At 72.7% G+C, this 17,040-nt stretch carries 16 protein-coding genes; 9 read left to right on the top strand and 7 right to left on the bottom strand.

The features are described 5' to 3' along the window. Window positions 1-97: 97 nt before the first annotated feature. Window positions 98-250 (bottom strand): hypothetical protein, encoded by a 153-nt coding sequence (locus DDJ31_RS25205; protein WP_093827387.1) that lies wholly within the window; start codon window positions 248-250, stop codon window positions 98-100. 172 nt (window positions 251-422) lie between these two features. Between DDJ31_RS25205 and DDJ31_RS25210 the strand changes: the two genes are divergently transcribed. Continuing rightward, window positions 423-1,322, top strand: a complete 900-nt coding sequence (locus DDJ31_RS25210; RefSeq protein ID WP_127178097.1) for an NYN domain-containing protein — start codon at window positions 423-425, stop codon at window positions 1,320-1,322. Between the two features lie 40 nt (window positions 1,323-1,362). On the opposite strand, the gene DDJ31_RS25215 is transcribed toward DDJ31_RS25210, so the two are convergent. After that, on the bottom strand, window positions 1,363-2,250 hold the full coding sequence (locus tag DDJ31_RS25215) for an alpha/beta fold hydrolase (RefSeq protein WP_127178096.1): 888 nt from the start codon (window positions 2,248-2,250) through the stop codon (window positions 1,363-1,365). Window positions 2,251-2,373: 123 nt separating this feature from the next. Then, window positions 2,374-4,989 (bottom strand): DEAD/DEAH box helicase, encoded by a 2,616-nt coding sequence (locus DDJ31_RS25220; protein WP_127178095.1) that lies wholly within the window; start codon window positions 4,987-4,989, stop codon window positions 2,374-2,376. 496 nt (window positions 4,990-5,485) lie between these two features. On the opposite strand from DDJ31_RS25220, the gene DDJ31_RS25225 reads away from it, so the two are divergent. Continuing rightward, window positions 5,486-6,232, top strand: a complete 747-nt coding sequence (locus DDJ31_RS25225; RefSeq protein ID WP_240678083.1) for a ferritin-like fold-containing protein — start codon at window positions 5,486-5,488, stop codon at window positions 6,230-6,232. Here DDJ31_RS25225 and DDJ31_RS25230 read toward each other — a convergent pair. The 4 genes from DDJ31_RS25230 to DDJ31_RS25245 all read right to left on the bottom strand — a co-directional run bounded on the left by DDJ31_RS25230 (window position 6,229) and on the right by DDJ31_RS25245 (window position 8,188). Continuing rightward, complete coding sequence (locus tag DDJ31_RS25230) at window positions 6,229-6,513, bottom strand: hypothetical protein (RefSeq protein WP_127178093.1); 285 nt, start codon at window positions 6,511-6,513, stop codon at window positions 6,229-6,231. The genes DDJ31_RS25225 and DDJ31_RS25230 overlap by 4 nt on opposite strands. A gap of 190 nt (window positions 6,514-6,703) precedes the next feature. Beyond that, window positions 6,704-6,931, bottom strand: coding sequence for a DUF3107 domain-containing protein (locus DDJ31_RS25235; RefSeq protein ID WP_127178092.1), 228 nt, complete (start codon window positions 6,929-6,931; stop codon window positions 6,704-6,706). Window positions 6,932-7,059: 128 nt separating this feature from the next. Continuing rightward, on the bottom strand, window positions 7,060-7,704 hold the full coding sequence (locus tag DDJ31_RS25240) for a TetR/AcrR family transcriptional regulator (RefSeq protein WP_127178091.1): 645 nt from the start codon (window positions 7,702-7,704) through the stop codon (window positions 7,060-7,062). 244 nt (window positions 7,705-7,948) lie between these two features. After that, on the bottom strand, window positions 7,949-8,188 hold the full coding sequence (locus DDJ31_RS25245; RefSeq protein ID WP_127178090.1) for a hypothetical protein: 240 nt from the start codon (window positions 8,186-8,188) through the stop codon (window positions 7,949-7,951). Between the two features lie 163 nt (window positions 8,189-8,351). Between DDJ31_RS25245 and DDJ31_RS25250 the strand changes: the two genes are divergently transcribed. The 7 genes from DDJ31_RS25250 (at window position 8,352) to DDJ31_RS25275 (ending at window position 16,886) form a co-directional block, all read left to right on the top strand. Next, on the top strand, window positions 8,352-9,404 hold the full coding sequence (locus DDJ31_RS25250) for an alpha/beta fold hydrolase (RefSeq protein ID WP_127178089.1): 1,053 nt from the start codon (window positions 8,352-8,354) through the stop codon (window positions 9,402-9,404). 185 nt (window positions 9,405-9,589) lie between these two features. Then, window positions 9,590-11,161, top strand: coding sequence for a DUF3152 domain-containing protein (locus DDJ31_RS25255; protein WP_240678082.1), 1,572 nt, complete (start codon window positions 9,590-9,592; stop codon window positions 11,159-11,161). A gap of 56 nt (window positions 11,162-11,217) precedes the next feature. Continuing rightward, the gene (locus DDJ31_RS39910; protein ID WP_311637008.1) at window positions 11,218-11,310 is read left to right on the top strand and encodes an Ms4533A family Cys-rich leader peptide; all 93 of its coding nucleotides are present in this window, start codon (window positions 11,218-11,220) and stop codon (window positions 11,308-11,310) included. Window positions 11,311-11,484: 174 nt separating this feature from the next. Continuing rightward, the gene (locus DDJ31_RS25260) at window positions 11,485-13,212 is read left to right on the top strand and encodes an ABC transporter substrate-binding protein (RefSeq protein WP_127178088.1); all 1,728 of its coding nucleotides are present in this window, start codon (window positions 11,485-11,487) and stop codon (window positions 13,210-13,212) included. Window positions 13,213-13,216: 4 nt separating this feature from the next. Then, a complete protein-coding gene (locus tag DDJ31_RS25265) occupies window positions 13,217-14,302 on the top strand; it encodes an ABC transporter permease (protein ID WP_240678081.1) in 1,086 nt (361 codons plus the stop codon). Further along, window positions 14,299-15,297 carry an ABC transporter permease gene (locus DDJ31_RS25270; RefSeq protein WP_127178087.1) on the top strand — a complete coding sequence of 333 codons (999 nt, stop codon included), beginning with the start codon at window positions 14,299-14,301 and terminating at the stop codon, window positions 15,295-15,297. The genes DDJ31_RS25265 and DDJ31_RS25270 overlap by 4 nt, the downstream gene beginning before the upstream one ends. Then, window positions 15,294-16,886 (top strand): dipeptide ABC transporter ATP-binding protein, encoded by a 1,593-nt coding sequence (locus tag DDJ31_RS25275; protein WP_127178086.1) that lies wholly within the window; start codon window positions 15,294-15,296, stop codon window positions 16,884-16,886. The genes DDJ31_RS25270 and DDJ31_RS25275 overlap by 4 nt, the downstream gene beginning before the upstream one ends. Window positions 16,887-17,040: the final 154 nt, after the last annotated feature.

Genomic DNA, 17,040 nt, shown 5'->3' on the forward strand with positions numbered 1-17,040 from the left:
GCCTCGAAGCTCTGGTCTTCGTCGTCTGTCGTTACGGTGTCGTCGGTCGTCTTCGGGCGTCGTCGGTGTTCTGGCCGCGGTGGTTCGGCATGGTCTGTTACGCGGCCGGGGTCTGTGCCGGTCGGATCCAGAGGCGCTGTCCTACGGCGGCGGCCTGCTGCACGATCCGGTTGACGGAGGCGGCGTCCACGACGGTGCTGTCCACGGGCGTGCCGTCGACCTCGTCGAGTCGCATGATTTCGAAGCGCATGGCCTCTCCCTTCGTCTCGTTGTCTCTGTAGCAGTCAACGACTTGCATGTTACAAACATTCCCTACGCTAAAGAAAATTTTCGAACAACTAATTACTGACCGGTAAGACACTGGCGTGAGACTGACCGGGACCGGTTGTGTTCGCAGCGTGACCGCCGGGACAATGGGGGCGATGAACGACGACGAACTCGCGGCTCTGAACGCCCGCATCGACCGCACGAACGAGCTGCTCCAGCGCATGCTCGCCGAGGTGGCGAAGACGCCCTCGACCCATGCGATCTTCGTCGACGCGGGATACCTGTACGCCGCCGCGGGACGTCTCGTCGCCGGCACCGAGGACCGCCGCGCCTTCGACCTCGACGCCGAGGGGCTGATCGAGGCGCTGATCGACAAGGCCCGCACGATCTTCGCGGACAGCAGGCTGCTGCGGGTCTACTGGTACGACGGCGCCCGGCGCCGCATCCACACCGCCGAACAGCAGTCGATCGCCGAACTCCCCGACGTCAAGGTCAGGTTGGGCAACCTCAACGCCAACAACCAGCAGAAGGGCGTCGATTCGCTGATCCGCAGCGATCTGGAGTCACTGGCCAGGCACCGCGCGATCAGCGACGCCACCCTCCTCGGCGGCGACGAGGACCTGGTGTCGGCGGTCGAGGCCGCGCAGGGGTACGGCGCCCGCGTCCACCTCTGGGGCATCGAGGCACCCGAGGGCCGCAACCAGGCGGAGCCGCTGCTCTGGGAGGTCGACAGCCAGCGCACCCTGGATCTCGACTTCTTCAAGCCGTACGTCTCCCGCCGCGCCGCCGCCCCCGCCTACGAGCCGACGGCGTCCCGCCCCACCCGCGAGAACGTCCGCTTCGTCGGCGCCCAGATCGCGGCGAAGTGGCTCGCGGCGCGCGGCCGGGAGGCCTTGGTGGAACTGCTGCCGGGACACCCGTACCTGCCGGGCTCGGTCGACCAGGACCTGCTGGTCGAGGCGGAGGGCCTCCTCCAGTACTCGCTGCGCGGCCAGGCCGACTTGAGACGGGCCCTGCGGGACGGCTTCTGGGACCACCTCCAGACGCAGTACTGATCCGCGGACCGTCGGCACTGGTGTCACCCGCGCCGGGAGGTCAACGGGCCGCGCTGTCCCAGAAGTCGGCGACCGCGCGGGCCGTCTCGGCGGGGCGGTCGGTGTTGGGGGAGTGCTCCGCGCCCGCGACGACCGTGCGGTGCGCGCCGAGCCCGCGGGCCATGTCGTCGAGCAGCGGCACCGGCCAGGTGTCGTCCCGCGCCCCCGACAGCACGTGCAACGGCAGCCCTGTCGCGGCGAGTTCGGCGACCCGGTCCGGCTCGACGCACAACTGCCGTCCGGTGGCGATGAGTTGGGCGGGCTTGTTGGCGAGCCAGCGCCGCCGCAGGTCCTCCTGGTCGTCGAGTCCCGAGTCCAGGCCCGCGTCCTCGCCGGTCTCCGTCTCCTCCGGCGCCTCCATGCTCCGGATGGCGTCCCACACCTCGGCCAGGGTCATCACCGCGAGGGCGTCCCTGAGCAGCTTCACGCGCTGCCGCTGGGACTCCGAGATCTCCGCGGGGCCTGACGACATGAGGGTGAGCGACCGGAACGGCGCGGGGTCAAGCAGCACGGCCGCGCGCGCGATCTGGCCGCCGAGCGAGTGCCCGACGAGATGGACGCCCGGGGCGCCGAGCGCGGCGGCCTGCGCGAGCACGTCCCGCGCCAACTCGCCCTGTGCGTAAGCCGATTCGTCGTGCTCGGGGCCGTCGGACTCGTACTGTCCGCGCCCGTCGACGGCGACCGTGCGGTAGCCGCGCGCGGCGAGCGACTCGTGCAGCGGGTTGAAGTCCTCCTTGCTGCCGGTGAACCCGGGCAGCAGCAGCGCGACTCCCCGCTCCCGCACGTCGGCGGCCACGGGCGACTCGATGGCGGCGAACTCACCGCGCGCGGTGCGCAGTACGCGCGCGCGGGCACCGGGGGGCGGGGCGAAGCTGGGCGGCCTGCTCATGGGGTGAGGCTATCCGGCGGGTGCGCCGGCCGCCCGGGGAGGGGTGGCGGCCCACGGCGGGCGAACGCGAAGGGCCCGGCCCACACGGGGTGGACCGGGCCCTTGGCGTTCACGCGCGGGCGATCAGCTCTCCGCGGCCTCCACGGGCACGGCGGCCTTGCGCGGCCGGCGGACCTTCGGCTTCTCCTCGGCGACGGCCTCCGGTGCGGTGGCGGCGGCCTTGCGGGTCCGCCGGGGCTTGGCCTCGGTCGGCTCCTCGGCGGCCTGCGCCGGGATCTCGGCGGTCGCGGCCGTCTTCCGGGTGCGCCGCGCCTTGGGCTTGGCCTCGGCGGCCTCCACCGTGTCGGCGACGGCTTCCGGTGCGGCAGCGGCCGTCTTGCGGGTGCGGCGCGGCTTGGCCTCTGTCACCTCGGTGGTGTCCGGGGTGGCGGTGGCGGCGGTTTTGCGGGTGCGCCGGGGCTTGGTCTCCGTGCCTTCGGCCGTGTCGACGGCGGTCTCGGCGGCGGTGGCCTTGCGGGTGCGGCGCGGCTTCGCTTCGGCGGCGGGCGCCTCGGCGGCCGTCTCGACGGCTTCCGGAGCGGCAGCGGCCGTCTTGCGGGTGCGGCGCGGCTTGGCCTCTGTCACCTCGGTGGTGTCCGGGGTGGCGGTGGCGGCGGTTTTGCGGGTGCGCCGGGGCTTGGTCTCCGTGCCTTCGGCCGTGTCGACGGCGGTCTCGGCGGCGGTGGCCTTGCGGGTGCGGCGCGGCTTCGCTTCGGCGGCGGGCGCCTCGACGGCCGTCTCGACGGCTTCCGGAGCGGCAGCCGCGGTCTTGCGGGTGCGACGCGCCTTGGGCTTGGCCTCGGCGGCCTCCACCATGTCGACGACGGTCTCCGCGACCGTGGCCGCGGCCTTGCGGGTGCGGCGCGGCGTGGCCTCCGCGACCTCGGCCTCCGCCGTGACGACGGCCTCGGCCGGCTCGGCGGCCTTGCGGGTGCGCCGACGGGGCTTCGCCTCGACGGCCTCGGCCGTGTCGACCGCCGTCTCGGCGGGAACCGCGGCCTTGCGGGTGCGGCGACGCGGCGCGACCGCGACCTCGGGCTCCGGCACCTCGACGGCGACCGGCGCTTCGACGGCGACGGGGGCCGCCACGGCGACCGGTGCTTCGGCGGCGACCGGCGCCTCCGTCACGACCGGCTGCTGCGGCAGCGTCGTCGTGGCCGGCTCGGCCGACCTGCGGGTGCGGCGACGGCGCGACCTGCCCGGCGTCTCGACGCTCTCCGCGGTGTCGAGCGCGGGGCTCTCCACCGCGGCGACCACGGTCTCGGCGGCGGCCACCGGGGTGGCCACCGGCTCCCCGCCGCCACCACGGGTGCGGCGGCGGCGGCGCGGGGTACGGCCGCCGGGCTGCTCCTCGGTCACCGGTGCCGGCGTGCTGTCGACGGCGACGCCGTCCGCCTCGGCCCCGCCGCGGGTGCGACGGCGACGGCGCGGGGTGCGGGCCGGACGCTCCTGCTCGGCGGGACGGGACTCGGCGCCCCGGCCGGAACGGCCGCGCGGACCGCGCCCACCGGTCTCGCCGAGATCCTCGACCTCCTCGGCCGCGAGCCCGGCGCGGGTGCGCTCGGTACGCGGCAGGACACCCTTGGTGCCCGCGGGGATGCGGAGTTCCTCGAAGAGGTGCGGGGACGTGGAGTACGTCTCCGGCGGGTCGTTGAAGGTCAGCTCCAGCGCCTTGTTGATGAGCTGCCAGCGCGGGATGTCGTCCCAGTCGACGAGGGTGATCGCCGTACCCGAGTTGCCCGCGCGGCCGGTGCGGCCGATGCGGTGCAGGTACGTCTTCTCCTCCTCGGGGCACTGGTAGTTGATGACGTGCGTGACGCCCTCGACGTCGATGCCGCGCGCGGCGACGTCGGTGCAGACGAGGACGTCCACCTTGCCGTTGCGGAAGGCGCGCAGCGCCTGCTCGCGGGCGCCCTGGCCGAGGTCGCCGTGGACCGCGCCGGACGCGAAACCGCGCCGCTGGAGCTGCTCGGCGATGTCGGCGGCGGTCCGCTTGGTGCGACAGAAGATCATCGCGAGACCGCGGCCGTCGGCCTGGAGGATCCGGGAGACCATCTCCGGCTTGTCCATGGAGTGCGCGCGGAAGACGTGCTGCGCGATGTTCGCGACGGTCGCGCCGGTGTCGTCGGGCGTGGTGGCGCTGATGTGCGTGGGCTGCGACATGTAGCGGCGGGCGAGACCGATGACCGCGCCCGGCATCGTGGCCGAGAACAGCATCGTCTGCCGCTTCGCGGGCAGCAGGTTGATGATCTTCTCGACGTCGGGCAGGAAGCCCAGGTCGAGCATCTCGTCGGCCTCGTCGAGGACGAGCGACTTCACGTGCTTGAGGTCGAGCTTCTTCTGCCCGGCGAGGTCGAGCAGCCGGCCCGGGGTGCCGACCACGACGTCGACGCCCTTGCGGAGCGTCTCGACCTGGGGCTCGTAGGCCCGGCCGCCGTAGATGGCCGTCACCCGGACGTTGCGGACCTTGCCCGCGGTCTGGAGGTCGTTGGTGACCTGCTGGCACAGCTCGCGCGTCGGGACGACGACGAGGGCCTGCGGGGCGTCGGTGAGCGCCTCGGGGCGGGCGCGTCCGGCCTCCACGTCGGCGGGGACGGTCACGCGCTCGAGGAGCGGGAGGCCGAAGCCCAGCGTCTTGCCGGTGCCGGTCTTGGCCTGGCCGATGACGTCACTGCCCGAGAGGGCGACCGGGAGCGTCATCTCCTGGATGGGGAACGGGGTGATGATGCCGACGGCTTCGAGGGCCTCGGCGGTCTCGGGAAGGATTCCGAGATCTCTGAACGTCGTAGTCAGGGTTTTGCCTCTTCTGTGTACGCGGCGCGAGGCGAGCGCGGGGGTCGTCTACAGACCGTGCTGGGGACGTCGGCTGCCTTACGGGCGTGCCGTAAAGCACGGGACCACTACCAACGCTCTAGCGCTCGTACCGCTGAGGGTGTCCCTCCGGTCGTCGTACGCGAGGTGCCGTACGGCCACGGAGGGCTGTCGGGTCGGAGCCGATCGGGCCACCGACCGGGCATCCTCAAACGTGCGGCCCGTCGAGACGCTTCGACTTCGCGAGCCGAAGGTACTCAGCAGGGCGCATTACCACCATACCCCGGATTCGCGCACATGCGTTGGCCGATTCCGTCACGTCATCGTCGTCACAGTGACTGACCAGGGCCTTCCGCGGCCCGGGAGGCGGGCTATTGTGCGCTGCATGACCACCTCTGACACGCCTGACAACGCCTCCGGCGAAGCCGTCGCCCACACCGGAGTCGCCGCCCAGGACTGGACGACCGCCGCCGCAGACCCGCAGTACCGTGCCGCGGTCGTCGATCTGCTGGGGGCGCTCGCGTACGGGGAGCTGGCCGCGTTCGAGCGGCTCGCCGAGGACGCCAAACTGGCGCCGACGCTGGCGGACAAGGCGGAGCTGGCGAAGATGGCGTCGGCGGAGTTCCACCACTTCGAGAGGTTGCGGGACCGGCTGACGGAGATCGGCGAGGAGCCGACGGGCGCGATGGAGCCGTTCGTCGCCGCCCTCGACGGCTTCCACCGCCAGACCGCGCCGTCGGACTGGCTCGAGGGCCTGGTCAAGGCGTACGTCGGCGACTCGATCGCCAGCGACTTCTACCGCGAGGTCGCCGCCCGCCTCGACACCGACTCCCGTGAGCTGGTGCTGGCCGTGCTGGACGACACCGGGCACGCGGAGTTCGCCGTCGGGAAGGTGCGGGCCGCGATCGACGCCGAACCCCGGGTGGGCGGCCGGCTCGCGCTGTGGGCGCGGCGGCTGATGGGCGAGGCCCTGTCGCAGTCGCAGCGGGTCGTCGCCGACCGGGACGCGCTGTCGACGATGCTCGTCGGAGGCGTCGCGGACGGCTTCGACCTGGCCGAGGTCGGCCGGATGTTCTCCCGGATCACCGAGGCGCACACCAAGCGGATGGCGGCGCTGGGGCTGGCGGCCTAACCGATCGGCTGCGCGGGCGCCGAGCCGTGCCCGAGCCGGCCGGCCGGGCGCAGCAGCAGGGAGAGCGAGGCCGCCGAGACGACGGCCGCGCCGATCAGATCGACGAGGACCCCGCCGGGGCCGAGCGCGCTGTGGGTGACGAACGCGCCGAAGAGGGCTCCGGCGATCCCGGTGGCGAGCACCAGGGAGACGGCGGGCAGCCGGTGCGCCAGACGGCGGACCGCCACTCCCGCGAGCACCAGGCCGAGCACAGCGGAGCCGAGTGCGTCCAACAGCAACATGAGGTCCCTCCCACACGGCCACAGTTCGTGTCACGGTCGTAGCCGGTCATACCCGTGACCTGCGGATTGCAATCCTTCTCCGGGTGCGCGGTGTGCGCCAGACGTGGAGGGCCGAGCGGGGGGTCCGGTGGCACGGACGCGAGAGGGCCCGGCGACTGTCCGTCGCCGGGCCCTCTCGCGTTGCGAGTGTCTACAGCGCGCCGAAGCCCACCTTGCGCGGGGCCGCCTCGCCCAGCTCGACGTAGGCGAGACGCTCGGCAGGAACGAGGACCTTGCGGCCGTGCTCGTCCACGAGGGTCAGCAGCTGTGACTTCCCGGCGAGTGCGTCGGCCACGATCCGCTCGACCTCCTCGGCACTCTGACCGCTCTCCAGAACGATCTCGCGGGGCGCGTGCTGCACGCCGATCTTGACCTCCACGGCTAAGTCCCTCCGACGGTCAGTGAAGTGCGCGACCAGGCCGCGCCGTACCCGCACACATTAGCCCGGTGAGGGGACGTACACGCTCCCCGCGTGCACGCCAGGAGCGAACAGCCGTCGCCGGGCCTTCAGTGCTGCTGGTCGGTGCCGTGCAGCGGGAAGCCGGCGATGCCGCGCCAGGCCAGCGAGGTGAGCAGCTGCACCGCCTGGTCGCGCGGGACGCTGCGGTCGCTGTGCAGCCAGGAGCGGGCCACCACCTGGGCGAGGCCGCCGAGTCCGGAGGCGAGCAGCATCGATTCGGCCCGGGACAGGCCGGTGTCCTCCGCGATGACCTCGCAGATCGCCTCGGCGCACTCGGTGGTGACCTTGTCGACGCGCTCGCGGACCGCGGGCTCGTTGGTCAGATCCGACTCGAACACCAGTCGGAAGGCGCCGCCGTCGTCCTCGACGTACGCGAAATACGCGTCCATCGTGGCCCGCACCCGCTGCTTGTTGTCGGTCGTCGACGCCAGGGCCGCGCGCACCGCCTGGATCAGCGACTCGCAGTGCTGGTCGAGGAGGGCCAGGTACAGGTCGAGCTTGCCCGGGAAGTGCTGGTAGAGGACCGGCTTGCTGACACCGGCGCGCTCGGCGATGTCGTCCATCGCCGCCGCGTGGTACCCCTGGGCCACGAAGACCTCCTGGGCGGCGCCCAGCAGCTGGTTGCGCCGGGCACGGCGCGGCAGGCGTGTGCCGCGCGGGCGTGCCGCCTCTGTCTGCTCGATGGCTGTCACGCCGCCTCCCAATGTCGTCCGCGTGCGGTGTGCGCCGCCCGGCCATCGTACTTTTCGGTAACCGTGCTGTGCGCGGTGCGCGCGCACAATTTCACGGACCGGACGGCGGCGAAAGCGGCGTAGAAGGTTTCGAATCGGGGTGGAGCGGGCAGCATGGGGCCTCTTCCCGGCTCGACGGTGCGCGGCGCCTCGACGGTGCGGGACGCCTCGGTGGAGCGTGGCGCGGTCTCCGCGCTGTCCCTCGTCAGCGGTAGTCGTCCTCGTCGAGGGAGACGACCCGCGCCTGTTCGGCGAGATCGCCCTCGTCGGCCCGGTCCCGGTCCGCGCCCTCAGGGCCTTCAGCGCCCTCGGCGGCGTCGTGCTCCGGTGCGACGGCCGTCCGCTGCTCGGCGGCGTCGTCCTCCGGGACCTCGACGTCGCGCTCGGACGGATCCGGGGTGTCGGTGTCCTCGAAGGTGGTGGGATCGCTCGGGTCGACGGCCATGATGGGCTCCCTTCCTCTGGGTGTCCCCGGGAGAGCGGGGGCGGTAAGCGGGTGCCCTCCTCCAGAGCCTAGGAGACACGGGGTCCTGACGCTATGCGATGAGCGCACGATCTGTGATGGCGAACACATGAGCCAGTGCGTGATCGTCTCGTAACATTGCCGCATGTCTTCGACCGAGCTGCCGGCAGAGTCGGCGTCCGTGTCCAACGTGCTCCCCAGGGTGACGCCCGTCCGGGTCGCCGAGGGCGAGCGTCTCCGGTCGGTCGAGCTGCCCGGATTCACCCTGACGGTCCGGACGAGACCCGCCACGCGCGCGGGGCTGCCGCCCGCCCTGTTCGTGCACGGCCTCGGCGGCTCCTCGCAGAACTGGTCGGCGCTGATGCGGGAGCTGGAGGACGTCGTCGACGGCGAGGCCCTCGACCTGCCGGGGTTCGGCGACTCCCCGCCGCCCGACGACGGCGACTACACCGTCGGCGGCCACGCGCGCGCGGTCGTGCGCCATCTGGACGCGTCCGGACGCGGTCCCGTCCATCTCTTCGGCAACTCGCTCGGCGGCGCGGTCGCCACCCGGGTCGCCGCGCTGCGCCCCGACCTCGTGCGCACCCTCACGCTGGTGTCGCCCGCGCTGCCCGAACTGCGCGTCCAGCGCTCCGCGGTGCCCACGGCCCTGGTCGCGGTGCCGGGAGTGGCCCGCCTCTTCACCCGGTTCACCCGGGAGTGGTCGGCCGAGCAGCGGGTGCGCGGGGTCACGGCGCTCTGCTACGGCGACCCGGGCCGGGTCTCGCCCGACGGGTTCCGCGACGCGGTGCGGGAGATGGAACGACGGCTCCAACTCCCGTATTTCTGGGACGCGATGACGCGCTCCACGCGCGGCATCGTCAACGCGTACACGCTGGGCGGGCAGCACGGCCTCTGGCGCCAGGCCGAACGCGTCCTCGCGCCGACCCTGCTCGTCTACGGGGGCCGCGACCAGCTCGTCGCCTTCCGCATGGCCCGCAAGGCGGCCCGCGCCTTCCGCGACTCCCGGCTGCTCACCCTTCCGGACGCGGGGCACGTGGCGATGATGGAGTACCCGCAGGAAGTGGCCCGCGCCTTCAAGGGGCTGCTTTCGGACACGGCGGGTGAGGCAGGCGCGTTCGCCGATTCGCGCACCGCCGCCCTTGTGTCCGAGACTGACGGCGGAGACGGGAACGCCGTCGAGAGTGCGGGGAGCTGAGGGGCTGAGTGGGACGCCACAGCCGACGCGGCGCCGAGAAGGCCGTCGCCAAGGAGGAGACCGCGGGTGCCGCGGCGGGCCTAGACAGCGGGGCCACGGGTTCCGACGGACCGCCACGTCCGGTGCCGGGCGGGCGCCCTGACGGGACGCCACGCCGGGCGGTCGACCCGCTGCCCACCCGACCGGTGACCCGAACGGCTGAGGCCGCGTCACATCCCGGCGGCCAAAGGCCGTCGGACGGCCCGTCCGCCCACCGCGGCGGCCCCGGGCGCACGGACACCGCCCCGCCCCCCGACGCCACCCCGGCGCACGGCGCGCCGCACCTCCAGGACGGCACGCCCGCGCGCGGAGTACCGCGCTTCCAGGACGGCACCCCCGCGCGCGGGGTGCCCAGGTCCACGGACGGCGGTGTCCCCGCCCGCGGAGTTCCGCGCGGAGTGGACGGTGCTCCGGTGGGCGGTGCTGCGGTGGGCGGTGCGCCCCGAGCGGCCGACGGCGGGTCGGCGCGCGGCGCGCCACTCCTCGCCGACGGCACACCGGCGCGCGGCGTCCCGCGTTTCACGGAGGGCGGCTCCCCCGCGCGCGGCGTGTCGCAGACGCAGGACGGCGCGCCCGGCCGCGCCGGACGCCCCGGCGGTACGCCTCCGCACGGCACCCCGCGGGTCCGCGGCGGCCACCCCGAGCAGCGTGAACCGGGCGGCGGCTGGGGCGAGAACGCCGGTCGTGCGGGCACGGCGGGGCCCGCCATACCGGGGCAGCGGCACGTCTCCGCGCACGGACCGCGGCAGGAGTACGTCGACGCCTTCGAAGCCGACGCCGACACCCCCGGCACCACCGACACCGCCGTCGGCGGCGAGTCTTCGGCGCCCAGGACCGCCACCACCCGCGGCGACCGCTTCGGTGCCGGTCCCGCCGCCGGGAAGGGCGACGGCAAGCCACCGGCCGGCCTCCCGCTCACGTCCGCCGGGGGCGGCAAGGGGCGCGCCTTCACCGGCATCGCCGCCGCGGCCGTCACCACCGTGCTCGCCGTCGTCGTCGCGGGGCAGGTCGCCGACGGGCAGGAGAACGGCGGGGTCCGCTCGGCCGCGGGCAAGGGGCAGGGCGCGCAGCGCGGGGACGGGCGGCCGACGCCGTCCGTGGCGCCGCGTGCGGTGGCGCTGACGTACGCGCAGAAGATGGCCGAGAAGTATCCGCTGAGCGCCACCCTCGAAGGGCCGGGGGAGTTCACCGTGATGCCCGGGGGCGCCGAGGCGCCGGGCAAGGGCGAGAAGTTCACGTACCGGGTGGACGTCGAGCGCGGGCTCGGTCTCGACGGTGAGCTGTTCGCCGAGGCGGTGCAGAAGACCCTCAACGACGACCGGAGCTGGGCGCACGACGGCGACCGCACCTTCGAGCGCGTCGCCTCCGACGACCCGGACTTCGTCGTCACCCTCGCCAGCCCCGGCACCACCGACGCGTGGTGCGAGAAGTCGGGCCTCGACATCACCCTGGACAACGTCTCGTGTGACTCGGCCCTCACCGAGCGCGTGATGATCAACGCCTACCGGTGGGCCCAGGGCTCGACGACCTACGGTGATCAAATTCACGCCTACCGGCAGATGCTGATCAACCACGAGGTCGGTCACCGGCTCGGCCACACCCATGTGAGCTGCGAGAACGACGGCGATCTGGCACCGGTCATGCAGCAGCAGACCAAGTTCCTCGACCACGACGGAATCCACTGCCTGCCCAACCCGTGGCCCTATCCCAGGAGTTGACGGAGGCCACCGGGGTCACATTGACATGCGCAGAAAGTTCCTTCATATTTCTGGGCATGTCGCCCCGTCCCGCCTCCGTCCGCGCAGCTTTCGAGCTGGCGCTGATCGGCGTGACCCCACTCTGCGTGGCGGACATTCTCTGTAGCTGACGCGCGCCCCTGGCGTCCGCGTCGCGAACCTCTCTCTCCCTGCCATGACCCTGTCGTGGCCTTCGACGACCTGACGCACGGGCAGACGTCTGTTCACTTTCGTCTCACTCCTCGTCCAACTGTCTCAGCATTCGGTCCATTCGGTCCGAACCCCCACGAGAGGTCGTCCTTCCGATGCGTCAACCGTCCCCCAGAGCGCGCCGCGTGGCCGTGGCGACCGTCAGCCTGGTCATGGCAGCGGGCGTCGCCGCCTGCGGGCCCGAGGACTCCGAGGGCAAGGACGCCAAGGCATCCACCGGCGGCTCCACGCCCCACAAGGGCGGCACGCTGTCGGTCCTGAACGCCAACGCGCAGCAGGATTTCGACCCCGCCCGCCTCTACACCTCCGGCGGCGGAAACGTCCCCTCCCTGGTCTTCCGCACCCTCACCACCCGCAACCGCGAGAACGGCGCCGCGGGCGCCAAGGTCGTGCCCGACCTCGCCACCGACACCGGACGCGCCAACAAGGACGCGACGGTGTGGACGTACACCTTGAAGAAGGGCCTCACGTACGAGGACGGCACGCCCATCACCTCCGCCGACATCAAGTACGGCATCGAGCGGTCCTTCGCGCCCGAGCTGTCCGGCGGCGCCCCCTACCTGCGGGACTGGCTGGTCGGCGCCGCCGACTACCAGGGCCCCTACAAGGACAAGAAGGGGCTCTCGGCGATCGAGACGCCCGACGACCTGACCATCGTCTTCCACCTGAACAAGCCCGAGGGCGAGTTCCCCTACCTGGCCACCCAGACGCAGTTCACGCCCGTCCCGAAGGCCAAGGACACCGGAACCAAGTACGAGGAGCACCCGGTCTCCTCCGGCCCCTACAAGGTCGTCAAGAACGAGAACGACGGTGAGCACCTCGTCCTCGAACGGAACCCGCACTGGTCCGCCGCCACCGACGACCAGCGCAAGGCCTACCCGGACCGCATCGACGTCACCTCGGGGCTCGACTCCTCCGTGATCAACCAGCGGCTGTCCGCGTCCCAGGGCGCCGACGCGGCCGCCGTCACCACCGACACCAACCTCGGCCCGGCCGAACTCGCCAAGGTCACGGGCGACAAGGCGCTGGCCGCGCGGGTCGGCACCGGGCACTTCGGCTACACCAACTACATCGCCTTCAACCCGAAGGTGAAGCCGTTCGACGACCCCAAGGTGCGCCAGGCGATCTCGTACGCCGTCGACCGCTCCTCGGTGGTCAACGCGGCCGGCGGGTCCGCGCTCGCCGAGGCCGCGACCACCTTCCTGCCCGACCAGAAGTCCTTCGGGTACACGCCCTACGACCTCTTCCCGGCGGGTGCCTCGGGCAACGCGGCCAAGGCGAAGGAGCTGCTGAAGGAGGCCGGTCACCCCGACGGGATCACCGTCACCCTGACCCACTCCAACAGCAAGGACTTCGAGACCAGCCCCGAGATCGCGACCGCCCTCCAGGACGCGTTGAAGAAGGCGGGCATCACCGTCAAGCTCCAGGGCCTTGAGGAGAACGACTACGGCGACAAGATCCGCAACGTGAAGACCGAGCCCGGCTTCTTCCTCGCCCACTGGGGTGCCGACTGGCCCTCCGGCGGCCCGTTCCTCGCCCCGATCTTCGACGGCCGGCAGATCGTCAAGGACGGCGCGAACTTCAACACGGGCCTCCTCAACGATGAGTCCGTCAATGACGAGATTGACTCGATCAACAAGTTGACCGACCTTGACGAGGCCGCCAAGAGGTGGGGTGCACTGGACAAGAAGATCGCCGAACAGGCGCTGACCGTCCCGCTGTTCCACCCCGTCTACAAGCGGCTGTACGGCAAGGACGTCAAGAACATCGTGATCAGCGACTGGACCGGCGTCCTCGACATCTCCCAGGTCGCGGTGAAGTAGCGCCGTGAGCGAGGCACTTGTCGCCGCCGAGGCCGCCGGCACGGGCGTGGAGCCCGTCCCGGCGGCCTCGGGGGCCCGTCAGTTCTGGCGGCGGCTGCGGACGCAGCGCGCCGCCCTCGTCGCGGCCGCCGTCGTCGCCCTGCTGCTCCTGGTCGCGCTCGCCGCGCCGCTGCTCACCGCCCTGGAGGGCCAGGACCCGACCAGCTACCACCCCGCGCTGATCGACTCCGCGCGCGGGGGCGTGCCGACCGGTTCGCTCGGAGGCGTCTCCGCCGACCACTGGCTCGGCGTCGAACCGCAGACCGGCCGCGACCTGTTCGCGCGGCTGGTCCACGGGGCGCGGGTCTCCCTCGGGGTCGCGTTCGCGGCGACCGCCGTCCAGGTCGCGATCGGCGTCACCATCGGAGTGGCGTCCGCGCTCGGCTCTCGATGGGTTGATCAACTGTTGAGCCGGCTCACCGACATCATCGTGGCGATGCCGTTGATGATCATGTCGTTGGCGCTGCTCGCGATCGTCCCGTCGAGCTTCCCGCGGCCGGTCCTGGTCGCCCTGGTCATCGGCCTGATCGCCTGGGGCAACATCGCCAAGATCGTGCGCGCCCAGACGCTCACCCTGAAGGGCCTCGACTACGTGTCCGCCGCCCGGCTCAGCGGCTGGGGCACCCTGCGCATCGCCCGCCGCGAACTGCTGCCGGGACTCGCCGCGCCCGTCATCACCTACGCGGCGCTCCTGGTCCCGATGAACATCACCGTCGAGGCGGCCCTCTCCTTCCTCGGCGTCGGCGTCAAGCCGCCGACCCCGTCCTGGGGACAGATGCTCACCGCCGCCGACGTCTGGTACCAGGCGGCCCCGCAGTACCTGCTCCTGCCGGCCGGCGCCCTGTTCGTCACCGTGCTCGCCCTGACCGTCCTCGGCGACGGCGTCCGCACCGCCCTCGACCCCCGCGCGGCCTCCCGGCTGCGGGTGGGCACGGGCCGCAGGCGCGAGAAGAAGGCGACGGCGACCGGCGAACGGGCCGGCGGCACCTCCGTCGGCCAGGACGGCGGCACGTCCGCCGCGGACACGACCACCGGAGGTACCGCGTCATGAACGGCTTCGGCGGCTTTCTGCTGCGCCGCGCCGTCGGCACCGTCATCACCCTGCTCGCCATCTCGGTGATCGTCTACGTCGTCTTCTACGTCACCCCGGGCAACGTCGCCCAGATCACCTGCGGCCCGCGCTGCTCCCCGGCCCAGGTGCACCAGGTCGCCGAACAGCTCCGCCTCGACGATCCGCTGTACGCGCGCTACGCGGACTTCCTCCAGGGCCTGTTCGTCGGCCACGACTACTCGACCGGCACCTCCGTCGAGCACTGCTCGGCCCCCTGCCTCGGCCTGTCGTACCAGACCGACCAGCAGGTCACCGCGCTGATCCTGACGAAGCTGCCGGTCAGCCTCTCCCTGGTGCTCGGCGCGATGGTGCTCTGGCTGCTGCTCGGCGTCGGCACCGGAGTGCTCTCCGCCTGGCGCCGCGGCCGCCTCTCGGAGCGGGTGCTGACCGCCGTCACCCTCGCGGGAACGGCCACGCCCGTCTTCGTCATCGGCCTGGTCCTCATGATCGTCGTCTGCGGGGAGCTGCGGCTGCTGCCGTTCCCGCAGTACGTGAACCTCACCGACGACCCCGAGCAGTGGGCGTGGAACCTGCTGCTGCCCTGGCTGTCGCTCGCCCTCATCGAGGCCGCCACGTTCGCCCGGCTGACCCGCGCGTCGATGCTGGAGACACTGGCCGAGGACCACATCCGCACCTTCCGCGCGTACGGCGTCGGCGAGCGCTCCGTCATCGGACGGCACGCCCTGCGCGGGGCGTTCGCGCCGGTCATCGCCCTCAACGCGAACAACGTCGGCTCCGCGGTCGGCGGCGCGGTCCTCACCGAGACCCTCTTCGGACTGCCCGGCATCGGACAGGAACTGGTCCACGCCGTCAACGTCGTCGACCTGCCGGTGGTCGTCGGCATGGTCCTGGTCATCGGCTTCTTCGTGGTCCTCGCCAACGCCGTCGCGGACGTGCTGTACGCGGTGGCCGACCGACGGGTGGTACTGGCATGAGTCTCGTCCGCGTCACGGATCTGACCGTCGACTTCGGCGACCTGCGGGCCGTCGACGGGCTCTCCTTCACCCTGCGGCCCGGCGCGGCGCTCGCCCTGGTCGGCGAGTCGGGCTCGGGCAAGTCCACCGTCGCCTCCGCGCTGCTCGGCCTGCACCGGGGCACCGGCGCGCGGGTGGGCGGCGCGATCGAGGTCGCGGGCGTCGACGTCCAGGAGGCAGGCGAGGAGGAACTGCGGCGGCTGCGCGGCGGGAAGGCCGCCATGGTCTTCCAGGACCCGCTCTCCTCCCTCGATCCCTACTACGCGATCGGCGACCAGATAGCCGAGGTGTACCGGACCCACACCCGGGTCTCCCGGCGGGCGGCACGCGCGCGTGCCGTCGAGGTGCTCGACCGGGTCGGCATCCCGGACGCGCCACGCCGCTCCCGCGCACGCCCGCACGAGTTCAGCGGCGGCATGCGCCAGCGCGCGCTGATCGCCATGGCGCTCGCCTGCGAGCCCGACCTGCTGATCGCCGACGAGCCGACCACCGCGCTCGACGTCACCGTCCAGGCCCAGATCCTCGACCTGCTGCACGCCCTGCGCGAGGAGACCGGGACCGGGCTGCTGCTCGTCACGCACGACGTGGGCGTGGCCGCCGAGAGCGTCGACGAGGTGCTCGTCATGCGGCACGGCCGGGTCGTCGAACACGGTCAGGTGGCCGATGTCCTGGGGGCGCCCGCCGAGCCGTACACCCGCACCCTGCTGGCCGCCGTCCCGCGCGTGGAGGCCGCCCGCGCGCCCTCGGGGGAGGCCGGCGACGTCGTCCTCGAGGCCACCGGGCTGCGCCGCGAGTTCGGGCGCGGCAAGGGCGCGTTCGCGGCCGTCGACGACGTGTCGCTCACCGTCCGCAGGGGCGAGACCCTCGGGATCGTCGGCGAGAGCGGCAGCGGCAAGACCACGCTCGGCCGGATGCTGGTCGGGCTCCTCGATCCGACCGCGGGGGAGGTGCGGCACGACGGGCGGGCCCGCACGGGCGTGCGCCCCGACGTGCAGATGGTGTTCCAGGACCCCGTCTCCTCGCTCAACCCCCGCCGCAGCGTGGGCGAGTCCATCGCCGACCCGCTGCGCGCGCGGGGCGAGCGCGACGAGGGGCGGATCCGGGAGCGCGTGGGTGAACTGCTGGAGCGCGTGGGGCTCGAAAGGGCGCACCACGACCGCTATCCGCACGAGTTCAGCGGCGGACAGCGCCAGCGCGTGGGCATCGCGCGGGCGCTCGCGGCCGACCCGCGCGTCATCGTCTGCGACGAGCCCGTCTCCGCGCTCGACGTGACCACCCAGGCCCAGGTGGTGGCCCTGCTCGGCGAACTCCAGCGCGAACTCGGGCTCGCGCTCGTCTTCGTCGCCCACGACCTCGCGGTGGTCCGCCAGGTCAGCGACCGGGTCGCCGTGATGCGGCGCGGCCGGATCGTCGAGTCGGGCCCCGCCGACCAGGTGTACGACGCGCCGCGCGACCCGTACACGCGCAGCCTCCTGGCCGCCGTACCGGCCCTGGACCCGCGGATCGCGGCCACCCGCAGGGCGGCCCGCCGGGAGCTGGCGAAGGTCTGACCGGGGGGCGCCCTGCCGGGCCGACGAGTGCCGCGAGCGGCGGTACGTCGGTCCGGTGGGGGGCGGGGTCCGCTGGTCCGTCGGTCCGGTGGGGGGGAGGGGGGCGGCGTCCGCTGGTCCGCTGGTCGGCTGTCCGCTGCTCGACTGGGCCGTC

Origin of the sequence: Streptomyces griseoviridis (genome assembly GCF_005222485.1) — a bacterium.
In the GTDB taxonomy this organism is placed as follows: domain Bacteria; phylum Actinomycetota; class Actinomycetes; order Streptomycetales; family Streptomycetaceae; genus Streptomyces; species Streptomyces hintoniae.